The organism is uncultured Arthrobacter sp., from assembly GCF_947495145.1.
Classification (GTDB): domain Bacteria; phylum Actinomycetota; class Actinomycetes; order Actinomycetales; family Micrococcaceae; genus Arthrobacter_D.
In genome coordinates this window covers 1-15,477 of record NZ_CANLXP010000026.1, presented here as the reverse complement: position 1 = coordinate 15,477, position 15,477 = coordinate 1, and the positions used below count along the sequence as shown (strand labels likewise).

20 protein-coding genes are annotated in these 15,477 nt (G+C 63.5%); 13 read left to right on the top strand and 7 right to left on the bottom strand.

Features of this window, described 5'->3' with window-relative positions:
• Window position 1: 1 nt before the first annotated feature.
• From Q0877_RS15265 to Q0877_RS15255, 3 genes are read right to left on the bottom strand one after another with little or no spacing between them, the layout of a single operon-like run.
• Entirely contained in the window at window positions 2-571 is a 570-nt protein-coding gene (locus Q0877_RS15265) for an MOSC domain-containing protein (protein ID WP_299169368.1), read from the bottom strand.
• A 40-nt stretch (window positions 572-611) separates the two neighbouring features.
• Window positions 612-899 carry a MoaD/ThiS family protein gene (locus Q0877_RS15260; protein WP_299169367.1) on the bottom strand — a complete coding sequence of 96 codons (288 nt, stop codon included), beginning with the start codon at window positions 897-899 and terminating at the stop codon, window positions 612-614.
• Window positions 896-2,005: a sialidase family protein gene (locus Q0877_RS15255; RefSeq protein WP_299169366.1), complete on the bottom strand. Its 1,110-nt coding sequence runs from the start codon at window positions 2,003-2,005 to the stop codon at window positions 896-898. The genes Q0877_RS15260 and Q0877_RS15255 overlap by 4 nt, the downstream gene beginning before the upstream one ends.
• A gap of 136 nt (window positions 2,006-2,141) precedes the next feature.
• Between Q0877_RS15255 and Q0877_RS15250 the strand changes: the two genes are divergently transcribed.
• Together Q0877_RS15250 and Q0877_RS15245 are read left to right on the top strand one after the other, a co-directional pair.
• Window positions 2,142-3,020, top strand: coding sequence for a DUF4031 domain-containing protein (locus tag Q0877_RS15250; protein ID WP_299169364.1), 879 nt, complete (start codon window positions 2,142-2,144; stop codon window positions 3,018-3,020).
• An 83-nt stretch (window positions 3,021-3,103) separates the two neighbouring features.
• Window positions 3,104-3,727 carry a TetR/AcrR family transcriptional regulator gene (locus Q0877_RS15245; RefSeq protein WP_299169362.1) on the top strand — a complete coding sequence of 208 codons (624 nt, stop codon included), beginning with the start codon at window positions 3,104-3,106 and terminating at the stop codon, window positions 3,725-3,727.
• A gap of 16 nt (window positions 3,728-3,743) precedes the next feature.
• Here Q0877_RS15245 and Q0877_RS15240 read toward each other — a convergent pair whose 3' ends face one another.
• On the bottom strand, window positions 3,744-3,992 hold the full coding sequence (locus Q0877_RS15240; protein ID WP_299169360.1) for a hypothetical protein: 249 nt from the start codon (window positions 3,990-3,992) through the stop codon (window positions 3,744-3,746).
• Window positions 3,993-4,091: 99 nt separating this feature from the next.
• Here Q0877_RS15240 and Q0877_RS15235 point away from each other — a divergent pair, with 99 nt between their 5' ends.
• From Q0877_RS15235 to Q0877_RS15195, 9 genes are all read left to right on the top strand, one after another.
• Entirely contained in the window at window positions 4,092-5,429 is a 1,338-nt protein-coding gene (locus Q0877_RS15235) for an MATE family efflux transporter (RefSeq protein ID WP_299169359.1), read from the top strand.
• Window positions 5,430-5,471: 42 nt separating this feature from the next.
• On the top strand, window positions 5,472-6,062 hold the full coding sequence (locus Q0877_RS15230) for a hypothetical protein (RefSeq protein ID WP_299169358.1): 591 nt from the start codon (window positions 5,472-5,474) through the stop codon (window positions 6,060-6,062).
• 39 nt (window positions 6,063-6,101) lie between these two features.
• Complete coding sequence (locus Q0877_RS15225; RefSeq protein ID WP_299169355.1) at window positions 6,102-6,434, top strand: hypothetical protein; 333 nt, start codon at window positions 6,102-6,104, stop codon at window positions 6,432-6,434.
• A 15-nt stretch (window positions 6,435-6,449) separates the two neighbouring features.
• Window positions 6,450-6,881 carry a DUF1761 domain-containing protein gene (locus Q0877_RS15220; RefSeq protein ID WP_299169353.1) on the top strand — a complete coding sequence of 144 codons (432 nt, stop codon included), beginning with the start codon at window positions 6,450-6,452 and terminating at the stop codon, window positions 6,879-6,881.
• 40 nt (window positions 6,882-6,921) lie between these two features.
• On the top strand, window positions 6,922-7,500 hold the full coding sequence (locus Q0877_RS15215; protein ID WP_299169351.1) for an HhH-GPD-type base excision DNA repair protein: 579 nt from the start codon (window positions 6,922-6,924) through the stop codon (window positions 7,498-7,500).
• Window positions 7,501-7,586: 86 nt separating this feature from the next.
• Window positions 7,587-8,564, top strand: coding sequence for a DMT family transporter (locus tag Q0877_RS15210; protein ID WP_299169349.1), 978 nt, complete (start codon window positions 7,587-7,589; stop codon window positions 8,562-8,564).
• A 108-nt stretch (window positions 8,565-8,672) separates the two neighbouring features.
• Window positions 8,673-10,157 (top strand): DUF1538 domain-containing protein, encoded by a 1,485-nt coding sequence (locus Q0877_RS15205; protein ID WP_299169347.1) that lies wholly within the window; start codon window positions 8,673-8,675, stop codon window positions 10,155-10,157.
• On the top strand, window positions 10,154-10,504 hold the full coding sequence (locus tag Q0877_RS15200) for a transcriptional regulator (protein ID WP_299169344.1): 351 nt from the start codon (window positions 10,154-10,156) through the stop codon (window positions 10,502-10,504). The genes Q0877_RS15205 and Q0877_RS15200 overlap by 4 nt, the downstream gene beginning before the upstream one ends.
• A gap of 29 nt (window positions 10,505-10,533) precedes the next feature.
• Entirely contained in the window at window positions 10,534-10,923 is a 390-nt protein-coding gene (locus Q0877_RS15195; protein WP_299169342.1) for a CBS domain-containing protein, read from the top strand.
• A gap of 27 nt (window positions 10,924-10,950) precedes the next feature.
• Here the strand turns inward: Q0877_RS15195 and Q0877_RS15190 are convergent, their stop codons facing one another.
• From Q0877_RS15190 to Q0877_RS15180, 3 genes are read right to left on the bottom strand one after another with little or no spacing between them, the layout of a single operon-like run.
• Window positions 10,951-13,245, bottom strand: a complete 2,295-nt coding sequence (locus tag Q0877_RS15190) for a cation-translocating P-type ATPase (RefSeq protein ID WP_299169340.1) — start codon at window positions 13,243-13,245, stop codon at window positions 10,951-10,953.
• Window positions 13,246-13,293: 48 nt separating this feature from the next.
• Window positions 13,294-13,518, bottom strand: a complete 225-nt coding sequence (locus Q0877_RS15185) for a heavy-metal-associated domain-containing protein (RefSeq protein WP_299169338.1) — start codon at window positions 13,516-13,518, stop codon at window positions 13,294-13,296.
• Window positions 13,519-13,547: 29 nt separating this feature from the next.
• Window positions 13,548-13,859, bottom strand: coding sequence for a metal-sensitive transcriptional regulator (locus Q0877_RS15180; RefSeq protein WP_299169333.1), 312 nt, complete (start codon window positions 13,857-13,859; stop codon window positions 13,548-13,550).
• 131 nt (window positions 13,860-13,990) lie between these two features.
• Between Q0877_RS15180 and Q0877_RS15175 the strand changes: the two genes are divergently transcribed.
• Together Q0877_RS15175 and Q0877_RS15170 are read left to right on the top strand one after the other, a co-directional pair.
• Window positions 13,991-14,659, top strand: a complete 669-nt coding sequence (locus Q0877_RS15175; RefSeq protein ID WP_299169330.1) for a DUF305 domain-containing protein — start codon at window positions 13,991-13,993, stop codon at window positions 14,657-14,659.
• 58 nt (window positions 14,660-14,717) lie between these two features.
• A complete protein-coding gene (locus tag Q0877_RS15170) occupies window positions 14,718-15,362 on the top strand; it encodes a DUF3105 domain-containing protein (protein WP_299169329.1) in 645 nt (214 codons plus the stop codon).
• The last annotated feature ends 115 nt before the right edge of the window (window positions 15,363-15,477 follow it).

Genomic DNA, 15,477 nt, shown 5'->3' with positions numbered 1-15,477 from the left:
ATTAGGGGAGACGACTGGGCTTCAGCCGGTGAGGAACGCCGGCTTGTGCCGGATCGAGTTCCACGGGACTCACGAGGACTGCTGGGCCCCGGTGGAGAACACCTGAAGTGAGCGGCTGGCACCGCACGCCGCCACGGCCGCGCATCGCCGCATGGGCTCCGGGAGCGAGCATCCTGTCCATCCACACAGAGGGGTGGGCAGGCCTGCCGCCGCGCAGCGTTACCTGGTCTCCACCGGACTCGAGCGTGAACTCCTGGCCGACAAGCGGAGCAAGTTGCGCACCCCTCAGGATGACGTTGCGCCGCGTCAGCAACGGATCAAAAGAATCCTCGCCCAGTTCCGCTGCGATCGCTTCCAGTGCTTCAACCGAGAATACGGTTACGGCAGCGTCCATATGCGCCGCCTTGCCAAAGAACCGGTCCCCGACGATGCCCTTGCCTGCCACAACTTCGACCTGCCCAGCATCCGATGTTGGCACGTCTGCTGCGCCATCACGGGCGCGACCGAAGTAGGCATGCTGGCCAGACACGAGTAGGTGCAGGATCTCGACGTCGTACCGGTAGACGCTCATTCACTCAAACTAATGCCTCCAGCAGCTGGGCGCAGCCCGCCTAGCCACCAGCCACCGACTGGATGATCATCACCTCTGACCCCGGGGTCACGAGTGTGGAAAGACCGTCCGCCCGCCGCACATCCTCGCCGTCCACGTAAACATTCACATAGCGGCGCAGCGCTCCGGTCTCATCGCGGATCCGGCGGGCAAGGACCGGCCGCCCGTCGGCCAGCGTGTCCAGCACCGCAGACACCGGAGCGGACGCAGCCAACGGAATCTCCACCAGGGACCGGTCCTCAACCAGCGGCCGCAGCAGCGTAGGAATCAGTACCGTAACAGGGCTCATTGTGTTCCTACCGGCGCAGGAGAACCGACGACGACGGCGGCACGCACACACAGTACGTCCGGCAGATGCGCTGCCACTTCAGTAAAGGATTCCCCCTCATCCGCGCTGGCATAGACAGAGCCGCCGCGAGTCCCGAAGTAGACGCCGACGGGATCCGCGGTATCCACGCTTGCGGCATCGCGCAGGACTGCGTTGAATTCGGCGGAAGGCAGGCCGTTGTCGAGGCGGGACCAGGTGGCGCCGGCGTCGTCCGTTCGGTGCACGGCGAGCCGGGCATCCGGCGGGATGCGTTCCCCGTCGGCCTTCAGGGGGATAACCCAGGCTGTACCGCCGCGCCGGGGGTGCGTCAGCATGACGAAACCAAAATCGGCAGGCAGCCCGTCCGCGATTGATTCCCACGTCTCCGCGCCGTCGTCGCTCCGGTAGACACCGTGATGATTCTGCGCGTAGAGGCGCTGCGGGTTCTCTGAATCCCGCGCAATCTTGTGAACGCATTGACCGAATTCCGGGTTGGGGTCGGGCATGAAGTACGCCGAAATGCCCTTGTTTCGCGGCTCCCAGGACTGCCCGCCGTCTGTGGAGCGGTAAACGCCACCGGTACTCATCGCTACGTGCACCGTGTCATCAAGCGGGCTCGGTATGACGGTGTGGGCGGCCGCTCCGCCGAAACCGGCACCCCACTCGGATCGATGGGGGTGGTCCCAGAGCCCACGGTTGAGCTCAAAGTGCTGGCCGCCGTCGGTCGATTTCCAGACGGAGATGGGCTCGCAGCCGGCCCAAACCACTCCCGGCCTGTCCTCTGAATCCGGCTGCAGCTGCCAGATCCGACCCAGAGCCGTTTCATCCGATTCGGCGAATTTGATTGCGCCCTGCTCCGGTTCGGACCAGGTGGCGCCGAGGTCGTCCGAGTAGACGACGGCGGGGCCCCAGTGCCAGTCCATCATGCCAACCAGGATTCGCGTTTTCCCGTTCCGGGTATCAATCCCGACGCTCGGGATCTCGGACATGAGGTGGTGGGGTTGTGAAAGCGTCCAGTTCTGCCGGTCGGTGCTGGTTGCGAGCCACAAGCCCTTTTTGGTGCCGATGGCAATGAGGGTGGTTTCCATGGGTACTCGATTCGCGAAGTGAGAGAACGCGGTTGCCGAGCCACACCGGACACAGACGGCACCGCATGTAAACACTGTAAACAATGGCACAGCACTCCCCGGCTGTACAGGGGTTTGCTGGGTATGCTTCTGTGCCATGGCCGTGTACATCGATCCTCCGCTCTGGCCGGCGCATGGCACGGTTTTCTCCCATCTGATCTCGGACGTCTCACTGGATGAGCTGCACACCTTCGCCGCCCGCGCCGGCATCTCCGAACGCGCCTTCGATCTGGATCACTACGACGTCCCTGCCCGGCGATACCGCCAGCTCGTTGACCTCGGCGCCCGGGAGGTCGACGGCGGAACGCTGGTGCGCGTACTGGTTGCGAGCGGACTTCGTGTGCCTGCACGACGCCGCCCGGACAGCCTTCGCCGGGCGCTTCAGGCGCGGTGGGATCAGACCCTGCCCGGCGCCGCCGGGCTGGGTAGAGAGCTGCTGAACCGGTGGTCGGAACCGCACCGCCGCTATCACACCCTTGAACACCTGCTCGATGTCCTGGAGGCCCTCGATTCCCTGTTCAGCGAGGACGACGACGGCGACACCCGCCTGCTGGTCCGTCTCGCCGCATGGTTCCACGACGCCGTATACGACTGCCGGGCGGGGGAAGACGAGGAAGCATCGGCGGTGCTCGCCGGAGCTGCTCTAGAAAGTCTCATCGAGCACCCCGACGAGGTGCGGCGGCTGGTATTGCTCACCGCTTCGCACCTCCCTGAGCAGGGCGATCGGGCAGGGGAGCTGCTGTGCGACGCCGATCTGGCCGTGTTGGGTCGCGCTCCGCATGGGTATCGCCGCTACCTGACGGCGGTCCGACAGGAGTACGCCCACGTGCCGGAATCCGATTTCGCGCGAGGCAGGGCCGCCGTCGTCAACCGTCTATTGGACCTGGATCCGCTCTACCGCACAGCTGAGGGAAGGCGCCTGTGGGCGGCCAATGCCCGGCACAATCTGCAAGCCGAGGCAGCTTCCCGGAGCTGAGTCGACGTACGGCCGGGTCATCGTGGCACAATTTGTTGACAGTGTTCACATTTGTCCCGCCGGTCAAAACGTGAGGAGGGAAAGTGGCGCAGCGCAGTACCTATCGTCACGGAGACCTGCATCGCGCACTGGTGGCCGCCGGCACTGAACTGGCCCGCGAGGGCGGGCCGTCCGCCGTCGTGCTCCGCGAGGTCACACGCCGCACCGGCGTCACTCCCAATGCCGCGTACCGGCACTTCGCGGACAAGCGGGCACTCCTGCACGCGGTATCGATGGCGGCGCAGGCGGAACTCGCGCGCTCAATTGAGGATGAGCAGTCGACAATCAACCAGAACGACGACGACGGCGTGGTTGCCAAAGCGCGCCTCCGCGCCGTGGGTGCCGGGTATCTGCGTTTCGCCCAGACCCAACCGGGTCTTTTCCGGACGGCGTTCGCGGAGCATGCGGACCTGAGGGATGCGGCTGTTTCTGACTCGGCGGGGGAGAGCGGGTTGACCCCTTTCCAGTTGCTGTCGGCGGCGCTGGACGGTCTGGTGGAGGCGGGCGTGCTTTCGGCGGAGCGGCGTTTGGGTGCTGAGTTCCTGGCGTGGTCGTCGGTGCACGGGCTCGCCATGCTGGTCATCGATGGTCCGCTTCGGGGTCTTGACGTGGAGCAGCGGACCTTCGCAGCTCGCCGGCTGCTGGAAATGGTGGAGAAGGGACTGTGACCCTGCGGGGGGCGCTTCAGCCTTCCTGCCCCCGGCGGGCAGCACGAGCACGAGTCCGATACCGCAACACGTGTCCCCGGGCCAGCAGGGCGATGGCGATCACCACGATCACAGCGCCGATGATCAGCAGCACCACTGAACCCTGGTCGACGGACTCACCGCGAGCTGCCGACCTGGAAAAACCGGAAATTCCCTGTGGCACGAAAAGGGTGCTGAGAAGTAGGAGCACACCGCCGGCGATGAAATGCTTGACCTCAGCCTTCACGGACATCTCCTCATCTCGTTGAACAGGTATCCAGCCTAGCTTTTCAGAGCCAGGACCGGACTATCCCATTCTGTCTGACGCAGCGCCTACGCTGGTTCCGTGGCAACCACCGTCCCCGACCGCCGGCAGCTCGGCCGCTCCATTCTCCGGCTGGCTGTACCTGCGCTCGGCGCGCTCATTGCCGAGCCGCTCTTCCTCCTGGCAGACTCCGCAATCGTCGGACACCTTGGGGTGAACGAGTTGGCTGGACTGGGCCTTGCCTCAACGGTGCTTCAGACCGCCGTCGGGCTCATGGTTTTCCTCGCCTACTCGACCACGCCTGCGGTTGCGCGGTTCCTCGGCGCCGGCCGGATGCAGGATGCGCTCGCAGCAGGACGCGACGGCGTTGGGCTGGCTTTCCTGCTGGGAGTCGCCCTATCGGTTCTCGGCTGGATTCTGGCACCGGCGCTCGCCGCCGGAATGGGCGCCGAGGGCGAGGTGCACCGGTTCGCCGTGGACTACCTCCGGTTTTCGATGCCCGGGCTCACCGCAATGCTCGTCGTCCTGGCGGCGACGGGCGTCTTGCGGGGCCTGCAGGACACCAAGACACCGCTGGTGGTTGCGGGTGCAGGCTTCGGGGCCAACATCGTCCTCAACTATCTTCTCGTCTACGGCGCGGGGCTTTCGGTTGCCGGTTCCGCACTGGGAACGAGCATTGCGCAATGGGGCATGGCCACCGTCTATCTGGTGATCATCTACCGTTTCTCGCGCATGAATTCGGTCACGCTACGCCCCACCTGGCGTGGAGTCCGGGCCACCGCACGGGTGGGATCGTGGCTCATGCTGCGGACCGCCAGTCTCCGCTTCGCAATTCTTGCCACTGTGGTGGTTGCGACATCGCAGGGCCCGGTGTCACTTGCGGCCCACCAGTTGGTGATGACAATTTTCACCTTCCTTGCGTTCGCGCTGGACGCCCTCGCCATCGCGGCGCAGGCGCTCATTGGGAAGGAGCTCGGTGCCGGCAACCGGGCGCTCGCCCACGCGCTGACACGGACCATGATTCGATGGGGCGTGGCGTTCGGCGTCCTGACGGGGCTTCTGCTTGCCGCCGCCGCACCGTTCCTTGACTGGATCTTCACGGCCGACGAGGGCGTGCAGGCCGCGTTCACGGTGGGTCTCTGGGTGCTCGCGGCAGCGCAGCCCATCTGCGGGTACGTTTTTGTTTTGGATGGTGTGCTCATCGGGGCAGGCGATGCGAAGTATCTGGCGATTGCCGGCGTCGTGAATCTTGTCTTGTATGTTCCCCTGCTGGTGCTCGTGTTCGCCGCCGGGCTGACGGGCCTGCCAGGAATTGTCTGGCTGTGGGCGGCATTCGGAGTGGGTTACATGCTGGCGCGGGCGCTGACCCTCGGATGGCGGGTGCGGAACGACCGCTGGATGGTTACCGGTGTCGCCTAGGACTAAACTTGCATCGTCCGGCAGGTCCACAGGAGGCAGTATATGAGCGCAGAAACGGCAGGCATGACCGCGATGCCCGCACTCTGGCGCGCTTTCCTGGTGCATGTTGCTGTAGCAGGCGCATTCGGCCTGTTGACGATCTTCTGGGGGCAGCCCTCGGTTCACGTGATGTCCGTTGCAGGAGGCCTTTACTTCCTCGGGTTGGCGGTTGCCGTCTACCTCACCGAGCAGAGCCTCCGCGTGCAGGGCGCGATGCCCGCCTGGCTCACCCGGACAGTGCCGGTGTTCCTCGCAGTCGCCGGTCTGCTGAATCTGTGGATCCATCGTGACAGCATGTTCGCCCAGACCGGTGCGCTGGCGCTGATCCTGATGGGTGTGGTGTACCTGATCGTCTGGGCCAGGAACCGCCGGAAACATCCCGCTGCCCGGGATTTCCTTCTGGTCGGTATCGTGACCACGCTTACCGGCGTACTGCTGCCGCTGTTTCAAGCTCTTGGGGCGCACGCCCTGCTGGGGGTGGCAGGCGGCGGCGCGGTGATCAGCGCCGTCGTGCTTGTTCTTGCGGCGCTCAGCTATCGGCACGATGCCCGCGAGACCGCCGGTCCGGTGTCTCAGGCCAAGCCGGTAAACTAGATTTCTACCATTCGTAGAAGATATTGAGGAGAAGGAACCGTGTCCAAGCAGGTCAAGGGCGTCAAGGGTCCTCTCATTTTTTCGGCCGTTCTTGCGGCGATTGCCGGTATTGCGACCATGGTCTTCTCCACCGGCGGGGGCACGCGTGAGTTACGCGTTGACCTGGGCCTTACCGCCGCGGGTATCGCTTTCATTGCTTCCCTTGTGATCAGTGCGCTGTTGCTGATGACCGAAAAGCCCAACGACGACCACCTCGGGAAGGGCACCGGGATCAACCGGTCGTCATCGAAAATTCCCGGTGGATCAGCCAACGTCGACGAACACGGCAACCCCCGCGGCGCCAAGCCGAAAACCGACGACGACCCGCGTTAACCTGAGGAGACCACCATGGCTGTTCCCGAGATCAACGTCCTGGCCGTCATCATCGCCACGCTCTCAACCATGGTAGTGGGCACCATCTGGTACACCCCCAAAGTGTTCGGGAACTACTGGATGCGAACCGCGAAGGTGACTCCGAGCGGAGACGGCAAGGATGCCGTCAAGCCGATCCTGATCACTCTGGTTGTCAGCTTCATCAGCGCCTGGGTGCTGGCTGGCAGCGCCGCAATTGCCCAGGAGTTCTACGGCGGCAATTTCCTGGTCAACACGCTCATTACCGCGGTCATCCTGTGGGCCGGGTTCACCGCTTCGCGGTTTGCCACGCATGACGCCTTCGAGGGCCGTCCCGCCGGGTTGACCATACTCAACAGCGTCCACGAGCTGGTTACCTTCGTGGTGATGGCACTCGTGATTGGTCTCTTCGGTATCAGCGGCGCCTAGGGCCGGCACAATCTGTACCGCTGATCGTTAACATGGACGCATGGCGCCACAGATAAACATCACCGGTGACAGCGAGGCCGATCAGCTGCTGTCCAATGATCCGCTCGCCCTCCTGGTAGGGATGCTCCTCGACCAGCAGGTCGCCATGGAAACGGCTTTCGCCGGGCCGGCCAAGATCAAGAGCCGGCTGGGTGCTTTTGATGCCGGCACCATCGCAGATTACGACGCCGACGCTTTCGTTGAGCTGTGCCGCACCCCTCCGGCGGTGCACCGCTATCCCGGAAACATGGCGGGCCGGATCCAGACACTCTGCCGCACTGTAGTGGAAGAGTGGGGCGGTGATGCCTCGCAGATCTGGATGCGCGGCGAACCGGACGGTCCAGAGGTACTGCGGAGGCTGAAAGGCCTGCCGGGCTTTGGGGTCCAGAAGGCGCAGATCTTCCTTGCACTGCTGGGGGAGCGCTGTGGTTTCGAAGGCTCCGGCTGGCGGGAGGCAGCAGGTTCCTATGGTGAAAGCGGCTGCTTCCGGTCCGTGGCGAACATTGTGGACGCGGAATCCCTCGCGAAGGTGCGCGAGACCAAGCGCGCCGCCAAGGCTGCCGCCAAGCAGAAGTCATGACCGTAAGCCTTATTGACTCATAACGGACTACCGGCGTAGCGTCATCACCGTAGAGCTACTTTGGTTGTGACGTGATGAGGAGATCCATGAGAAGCGGTACAGCTACGGGACTGTGGTTCGCGCTTCTGTCGGCCGCTTCCTTCGGGGTCTCCGGACCTTTCGCGAAATCACTGCTGGAGATCGGCTGGAGCCCTGGCGCCGCCGTCGGGGTCCGTATCGGTGGTGCCGCCCTGGTGCTGCTCGTCCCCGTAGCGATCGCGCTGCGCGGACGTTGGGGAACCGTGCGCCGAAATGCACTGACGCTGATCATCTACGGCGCAACGGCCATCGCGTTCTGCCAGTTCTTCTACTTCAGCGCAGTACAGCGCATGTCCGTCGGCGTCTCACTGCTGCTCGAGTACCTTGCACCCGTGCTCATTGTGGGATGGCTGTGGGTTCGCTCCGGCAGGCCCCCGAGCAGGCTGACTATTGGCGGTTCCGCCATCGCCATGCTCGGGCTGCTTCTGGTTCTCGACCTCACCGGTGATCAGCGGCTCGATCCCATCGGAGTTCTGTATGGACTCGGTGCCGCTGTCTGCCTCGCCGTGTTTTTTGTGATGTCAGCAAAGGCCGACGACGACCTGCCGCCCCTGATCATGGCCGGCGGGGGCATGCTGGTCGGCGCTCTCACGATCTTGATTCTCGGGCTCATCGGCGTGATGCCCTTCGCGTTCGAGTTTCGCGACGTGAACCTCGCGGGTTGGCAGACTTCCTGGCTGGTCCCGGTGCTGGCGCTGGTCCTGATCGCTACGGTGCTCGCCTACGTCACCGGGATCTTCGCCGCGCGCGGGCTCGGTTCGAAAGTGGCGTCCTTCGTCGGACTCACTGAAGTCATGTTCGCGGTGCTGTCGTCGTGGCTGATTCTCAGCGAACTACCCTCGCTCATCCAGTTGCTCGGCGGGGCACTGATTGTCGGGGGAGTGATCCTTGTCCGTATCGATGAATTGCGACGGTCGAAGGACTCCGAAGATGCGCTCGACCAGCCCAACGTCGTCGAACCGGTGCCTACAAATCCCACGGTATGAAACCGCACCCACCCGGGCTGACAAGCCGCGTCACGGGTAGACACCGCTCTTGCGTCTCCGACACACTGATGCTCAGGGTACTCCCGGACACATCGGTGAAGGGAATCAATGGAGCACCTCAGGAGGTTCGCCTCCGAGCTCTTTAAGTCACTGGGCAACCTGCTGCCGATCGTGGCGGTGGTGCTCCTCTTTCAGGTGTTCGTTTTCCGGACCGTTCCTGACAATCCCCTGGCCCTTGCCGGCGGGCTGGCCATCGTCGCGGTAGGCATCGCGCTATTCCTGCACGGTCTGGACCTGAGCATCTTTCCGGTCGGGAAGAACCTCTCCAACCAGTTTGTGCGCCGCGGGTCGTTGGGTCTTCTGTTGCCGTTCGGGTTTGCCATCGGGTTCGCCGCTTCCATCGCCGAGCCCGCTGTGATCGCGGTCGCGGAGCAGGCGCAGCTAGTGAGTGACGGCCGGATCAACGCCCTCGTCCTCCGCTTCGTCATTGCCATCTCCGTGGGACTGGTGCTTGTGATCGGCGTCCTTCGGGTCCTGCGGGGGTGGGCGGTCTACAAGGTGCTGATCACCGGTTACATCCTGGCTCTGACGCTGACTTTCTTTGCGCCACCGGAAATTATCGGCCTTGCCTACGATTCCGGCGGGGTGACCACCAACATTGTCAGCGTCCCCCTCATTGCCGCAATCGGACTTGGTCTCGCCAATTCGATACGCGGACGCAGCGTACTCAGCGACGGGTTCGGGCTGGTGGCCCTGTGCGTCATGGTTCCCGTCATCGGGGTACAGCTTTACGGCATCTGGGTCTACAACTTCGGGGGCGCGGTAGCAGGAGCGCCGGTCGCGGAATCTCCGGAAGACCCGTCAGCCTGGGTTCTCGGCATGATCTTCGGCCTGGCAGCAATAATCCGTGATGTGCTGCCGATCGTCGTCGTCGTCCTGTTCTTCCAGTTCGTCGCCCTTCGGCGCAGGCTGGCGCACCCGCTGAGGGTCGCCGTCGGGTTTGTCATGGTCCTCGTCGGGCTGTACGCCTTCGTGGTCGGGCTCAAGATCGGGCTCTTCCCGCTCGGAACGCTCATGGCGCAGCAGCTGATCACGCAGGGCGCGCCGGTTCTCATCCTGCTGTTCGCGTTTCTCATCGGATTCGCGGTCACCATGGCGGAGCCTGCCCTCCTGGCAATCGGCGAACAGGCCCAGGACGCTGCTCCCGGTCGAATCAGCGCGTTCGCCATGCGGGTGATCGTGGCCCTCGGCGTTGCCGTCGGTATCGGATGCGGGACGTACCGCATCATCTTCGGCGGACCCTTCCACTACTTCATCATGGCCGCTTATGTGACTGCGATCGTGCTCGTATTCTTCGCCCCGAAATACATCGTTGCGTTGGCATTCGACCTTGGCGGGGTGACGACGTCGGAGATCACCGTCCCGCTGGTCACCGCCCTGGGGATCGGTTTGGCTACCGCCATCGAGGGCCGCAATGAATTAATCGACGGGTTTGGACTGATTGCCTATGCGTCCATCTTCCCAGTGATATCCGTCATGGTGTATGCCATGGTGATGGAGCATTTTCCCCGCCTGCGGAAGGAAACGCCGTGAAGTTCACCGCCATCGTCGTGATCGCCTCCGATGACCTTGAGGACAGGATCATCAGGCACGCCCAGCGGACAGGAGCCACCGGCGTGACAATCCTGCACGGGAAAGGCATCAGCGGCGAAGCAAGGACCACCTTTTTCGGCCTGACCTTCGAAGGAACCCAGTCGGTGCTGCTGATGGTTGTCGGAAACCACCTCACCGCACCGATCCTGAAGGAACTGCACGGCATCCTCGTGCACGGCACCAGATCGCGGGGGCTTGCTTTCGCCATTCCGATCGACCATCTGACGGGTATTGACCTGCGCCAGGTGGTGCGGTTCGAGGAGCATCTCCGGCACGAGGAGAGTTGAAGCTGATCAAGCAGTCAGGAAGAGGAACAATGCTCACCGTCAAAGACGTCATGGTCCCGGAGGTTGTGACAATCTCGCCGTACAGCACGCTGCGCGACGCGCTGTCGGCGATGAAGGAGCGGCAGGTGAAAAGTCTGGTGGTGGAGCGGCAACATGCCCATGACGCCTACGGAATGCTGAGCTACCGCGAGCTGCTGCAGACTGTCGTTGCGGAGGAGGGGGACATTGACCTGCTCAACGTCTACGATGCCGCCACCATCCCGTCGATCACGGTCAACGAGGACCTTTCGGTGCGCCAGGCCGCGGCTTTGATGAGCCGGTATGAGCTCAGCCGCCTCGTGGTGGTGGAGGGCAATGAGCTGGTTGGCCTGCTTGCGATGAACGACATCCTGGCCAGGCTGATGGATGACCTCATCTAGGGCGTCGTCCATTGCCTGGCCAGGAGCTTACTTCCCGAACCGGCGCAGCCGTAGGGAGTTGGCCACCACCAGAACGGAACTCGCCGCCATGGCCGCGCCGGCAACCATTGGGTTCAGCATGCCCAGAGCGGCGACAGGGATGCCGATCGTGTTGTAGAAGAACGCCCAGAACAGGTTCGTCTTGATCGTGCCGAGCGTCTTCCGCGACAGTTCAATCGCCTGCGCCACCTGCTCCAGGCTGTTGCCCATCACGGTGAGGTCAGCGGCTTCGATTGCGACGTCGGTACCGGAGCCCATAGCGATGCCAAGGTCAGCCTGCGCCAGCGCAGCGGCGTCGTTCACGCCGTCGCCGGCCATCGCGACGGTGGCACCCTCGGACTGGAGCCGTTTCACGGCGTCGACCTTGCCCTCAGGAAGCACATCGGCCATGACGTCCTCGGGAGCAATGCCTACTTCCGCTGCGATTTTCCGTGCAACGGCAGCGTTGTCGCCGGTGAGGAGCATAGGCCGCAGCCCCAGCTGCTTCAGCCGTTCGATAGCTGCGGCGGAGGATTCCTTGACGGTATCCTGCAGGCTGATCAGCCCGGCAACCTCGCTGTCCACGGCCACCCAGATGGCGGTGGAACCGGCTTCCTGCTCCGCGGCAAGGGCTGAACGATGTGCATCGGTGATAACGACGTCGTTCTCCTCCAGCCAACCGGCGCGCCCCGCGAGCACCGTAAGGCCATCAACCGTGCCACGCACTCCGCCCCCGGCGGAGCTGACGAAGTCGCTCACCCTCGGGTGCCCCGGCGCTGCCGCCGCAATGGCCTGGGCGATGGGGTGCTCACTGGCTGACTCCACGGCCGCCGCGAGGGACAGCACCTCATCCCGGCTGCGTGATCCAAGTACGACGACGTCCGTCACCGACAGCCGACCGCTGGTCACCGTGCCGGTCTTGTCCAGAACGATGGTGTCGACCGTCCGGGTGTCTTCCAGGACCTGGGGACCGCGGATGAGGATGCCCAGCTGGGCGCCCCGACCTGTACCGGTGAGCAGCGCCGTCGGCGTTGCCAGTCCCAGCGCACACGGGCAGGCGATCACGAGGACGGCCACCGCAGCGGTGAATGCTGCCTCAACGTCGCCGCTGAATACCAGCCACGCAACGAAGGTAAGCACAGCGATGACGAGAACCACCGGCACAAACACTGAACTGATGCGGTCGGCCAGTCGTGCAATCGGCGCCTTTCCGCTTTGGGCCTGGCTGACCAGTCTGCCCATTTGGGCGAGGGTGGTCTCGCTGCCGACGCGGGTGGCACGGACAACCAGGCGGCCGGAGGTGTTGATGGTTGCACCTGTGACGGTGCTGTCCGGACCGACTTCGACGGGGACTGACTCGCCGGTGATCAGCGAGGTGTCCACTGCGCTGCGCCCCTCGACGACGAAGCCGTCGGTTGCGATCTTCTCGCCCGGCCGGACAACGAACTCGTCCCCATGCACCAGCGACGACGCCGGCACCTTTACCTCGACGCGCTCGCCGCCCTGTTCGCGCAGCACGGTGGCATCCTTCGCTCCGAGATTGAGAAGGGACTTCAGCGCGTCCCCGGCACGCTGTTTGGCGTTGGCTTCCAGGTACCGCCCGAGCAGCAGGAAGGTCACGACGACGGCGGCGACCTCAAAGTAGAGCGCGTGCCCTCCCATGTCCATACCGACGTGCGCTGTGACCATCGGGTCAGCGATGAGTTGACCCAGCGAGAATAAATACGCCGCTGTGACACCGATGGACACGAGGGTGTCCATCGTGGAGGAGAAGTGCCGGGCATTGATGGCAGCAGCCTTGTGGAAGGACCAGGCGGACCACGTGACCACCGGTGTGCTGAGCGCCAGCACCACCCAGCCCCAGTGCGGGAACTGGAGCGCCGGGATCATCGAAATGAGGAACACCGGCAGGGTGAGGACCGCGGCAGTGATCAGACGGGGGCGCAACTGCGATGCAGCACCTCCGTGTGACATGTGATGGGAACCGTCGTGGCCGTCAGCCTCGAGACCATCTGCTGCCGGCTCGCCTTCCGAGGACGGCCCGGGCTCTTGATGCGCCTTCTTCAGCTGGGCGGTGTAGCCGGTGGCGTTCACCGTGTTGACGATGTCCTCATCCGAGACGTGCGCGGGAACCGTCACCACTGCTGATTCCAGGGGCAGGTTCACACTCGCCTCGACGCCGTCCAGCTTGCCGAGCTTGCGCTCCACCCGGCCGACGCAGGAGGCACAGGTCATCCCCTGGATGTCCAGCTCAACGATTCGGGTGGTGTTCGCAGTTTCTGCAATGTCCGGTTCAGTGGTCATGATGGTCCTTCCAGGCCGGCTGGGCGCCGGCTGCCTGTCGGCGTGTTGCTACGCGTCGTTGGAGACGACGACGTAGCCGGCTTCGGCTACTGCTTCGCCGATCTGCTCTGGTTTGATGTCACCCTCTGAGGTGACGGTTGCGGTGGAGATTCCGCCCTTGTTGAGGTCCACGGTGACGTTCTGGACGCCGTCGATGGCTGAGATCTCTTCGGTAACCGAGCTGACGCAGTGACCGCAGGTCATGCCCGAGATGTTGACGGTAGTGGTGCTCATGATTGCTCTCCTTCAGTAGATGTGCGGAACTAGCGCAACAGCCGGCTGATCGCAGCTGTTGCTTCCTGCACTTTTTCGTTGACCGCCCGGGGGTCCCCGGAGGCCTGGGATTCATTGGCGGCACCCACGACGCAGTGTGCAATGTGCTCTTCGAGGAGCCCGATGCTGACGGCATGCAGCGCCTTGTTGACCGCCGAAACTTGGGTGAGGACATCAATGCAGTATTTGTCCTCCTCGACCATTCGCGCGATTCCACGCACCTGGCCCTCGATGCGCTTGAGCCGGCGGAGGTAGGCCTCCTTGTCAGCGGTGTATCCGTGTTCGGTGATTGTCTGCGTCATGGTTCCTCCCGGGGTTGCTATTCAAAGGTATACCCATAGGGGGTATGTTGCAAGTACCCCTAGGGGGTACCGGTTGGGAACGTTCAGGCAGGTGCCCTACGTTAGATAGCAAGATACGAAAGGCGACCTTGATGACCCTCAATCTTGAGGCGTGGCAAAAGCGCGTCCTCCTCATCCTCGGGCTTATTGCGGTGGCGAGCCTCTTTGCCCTTGCTTTCACTGCAGGGCGGGTGGCTGCTGCACCGCAAAACCCGGGCAACGAAAGCGCCGATGCTGGATTCGCGCGCGACATGCAGGTCCACCATTCGCAGGCCGTGGAGATGTCACGGATCGTGCGTGACGGGACTGACGACGTCGTAATCCGCACCATCGCTTATGACATCGCGATGACACAGCAACACCAGATCGGTCAGATGTATGCGTGGCTGGAGGAGTGGGGGTTGCCGCAGAGCACTGATGCGGCCCGCATGGCCTGGATGGCGGGCAGCGGCCACGAGCACACCGGCACGGACGCAGACGACGGCGCCGGCACAGGTGACGGCGGCACTGTCGCCGCGGACGGCCTGATGCCCGGTATGGCAACACCGGAAGAGATGGCAGCGCTCGCCGAAGCCACCGGCCAGGACGCTGAGCGGTTGTATCTTGAGCTTATGATTGACCACCACACGGCCGGCGTCGATATGGCTCAGGCGGGCGTGGAGTTGACAGAGGAACCAGAAGTCCGGGAGCTTGCCCAAAAGATGGCGGCGTCACAGGCCACCGAAATTGCCGCAATGGAAGACCTCCTGGCGCGGTTGTAGCGGTATCGCCCGGTAAGTTAGACCTGAACCCCTTGAGAGAACAGAAGGAATCAGCGCGTTGAACAAGAAGCGAGCCCAGGAGAATGCGGACCGCCAGGCGCGGTTGGCGGCTATCCAGTCCCAGCAGCGTGCCATTGAGCGTAAGCGGAACAGCCTGATTTTCGGCGGAATTGCGCTGGTGATCGTCGCCATCATCGTGGCTGTGACCATCGTGATCGTGCAGCAGGTCCAGGAGAACAACCGGATCGATGCGCTCGCCAGCCAGGAAATCGAGGGCGTTGAAACCTTCGAGGATCTCTCGGCCACTCACGTCGACACCGCAGTGGAATACGAACAGAAGCCTCCGATTGGCGGTAATCACAGCGCTATCTGGACCAACTGCGGGGTGTATACCGAACCCCTGCCGAACGAGAATACCGTTCACTCTATGGAGCACGGCGCGGTCTGGATTACCTATCAGCCCGACCTTGCACAGGCCGAGATCGACGCCCTGACCGAGCTCGTGGGTGACCGCACCCACGTTGTTTTGAGCCCCTATGAGGAGATTGAATCACCGATCGTCGCCTCTGCCTGGGGTCTGCAGCTCAGCCTCGACTCAGCTGACGATGAGCGCCTCACGGCATTCCTCGCCAAGTACGTCGAGGGTGAGCAGACGCCGGAGTCGGGTGCACCCTGCACGGGCGGCATCGACCCCTCCGCCTAACTTTCTCGTTGAATTGGCAGGACACGCCCCTTATCCCTCGGCGAAGTCAAGTAGTGGGGGCAACGCTGGGGTTCATGCCGCTGTGAGCAGCTGGTTCAGCCGGGTGGCTGGGGTC

What these genes read in the sequence shown, in the direction of transcription:
- Q0877_RS15185 (WP_299169338.1), bottom strand. Translation starts at nt 13,518, where the DNA reads ATGAGCACCACTACCGTCAACATCTCGGGCATGACCTGCGGTCACTGC.
- Q0877_RS15175 (WP_299169330.1), top strand. Translation starts at nt 13,991, where the DNA reads ATGACCCTCAATCTTGAGGCGTGGCAAAAGCGCGTCCTCCTCATCCTC.
- Q0877_RS15255 (WP_299169366.1), bottom strand. Translation starts at nt 2,005, where the DNA reads ATGGAAACCACCCTCATTGCCATCGGCACCAAAAAGGGCTTGTGGCTC.
- Q0877_RS15205 (WP_299169347.1), top strand. Translation starts at nt 8,673, where the DNA reads ATGGAGCACCTCAGGAGGTTCGCCTCCGAGCTCTTTAAGTCACTGGGC.
- Q0877_RS15210 (WP_299169349.1), top strand. Translation starts at nt 7,587, where the DNA reads ATGAGAAGCGGTACAGCTACGGGACTGTGGTTCGCGCTTCTGTCGGCC.
- Q0877_RS15190 (WP_299169340.1), bottom strand. Translation starts at nt 13,245, where the DNA reads ATGACCACTGAACCGGACATTGCAGAAACTGCGAACACCACCCGAATC.
- Q0877_RS15215 (WP_299169351.1), top strand. Translation starts at nt 6,922, where the DNA reads ATGGCGCCACAGATAAACATCACCGGTGACAGCGAGGCCGATCAGCTG.
- Q0877_RS15195 (WP_299169342.1), top strand. Translation starts at nt 10,534, where the DNA reads ATGCTCACCGTCAAAGACGTCATGGTCCCGGAGGTTGTGACAATCTCG.
- Q0877_RS15260 (WP_299169367.1), bottom strand. Translation starts at nt 899, where the DNA reads ATGAGCCCTGTTACGGTACTGATTCCTACGCTGCTGCGGCCGCTGGTT.
- Q0877_RS15250 (WP_299169364.1), top strand. Translation starts at nt 2,142, where the DNA reads ATGGCCGTGTACATCGATCCTCCGCTCTGGCCGGCGCATGGCACGGTT.
- Q0877_RS15265 (WP_299169368.1), bottom strand. Translation starts at nt 571, where the DNA reads ATGAGCGTCTACCGGTACGACGTCGAGATCCTGCACCTACTCGTGTCT.
- Q0877_RS15220 (WP_299169353.1), top strand. Translation starts at nt 6,450, where the DNA reads ATGGCTGTTCCCGAGATCAACGTCCTGGCCGTCATCATCGCCACGCTC.
- Q0877_RS15230 (WP_299169358.1), top strand. Translation starts at nt 5,472, where the DNA reads ATGAGCGCAGAAACGGCAGGCATGACCGCGATGCCCGCACTCTGGCGC.
- Q0877_RS15180 (WP_299169333.1), bottom strand. Translation starts at nt 13,859, where the DNA reads ATGACGCAGACAATCACCGAACACGGATACACCGCTGACAAGGAGGCC.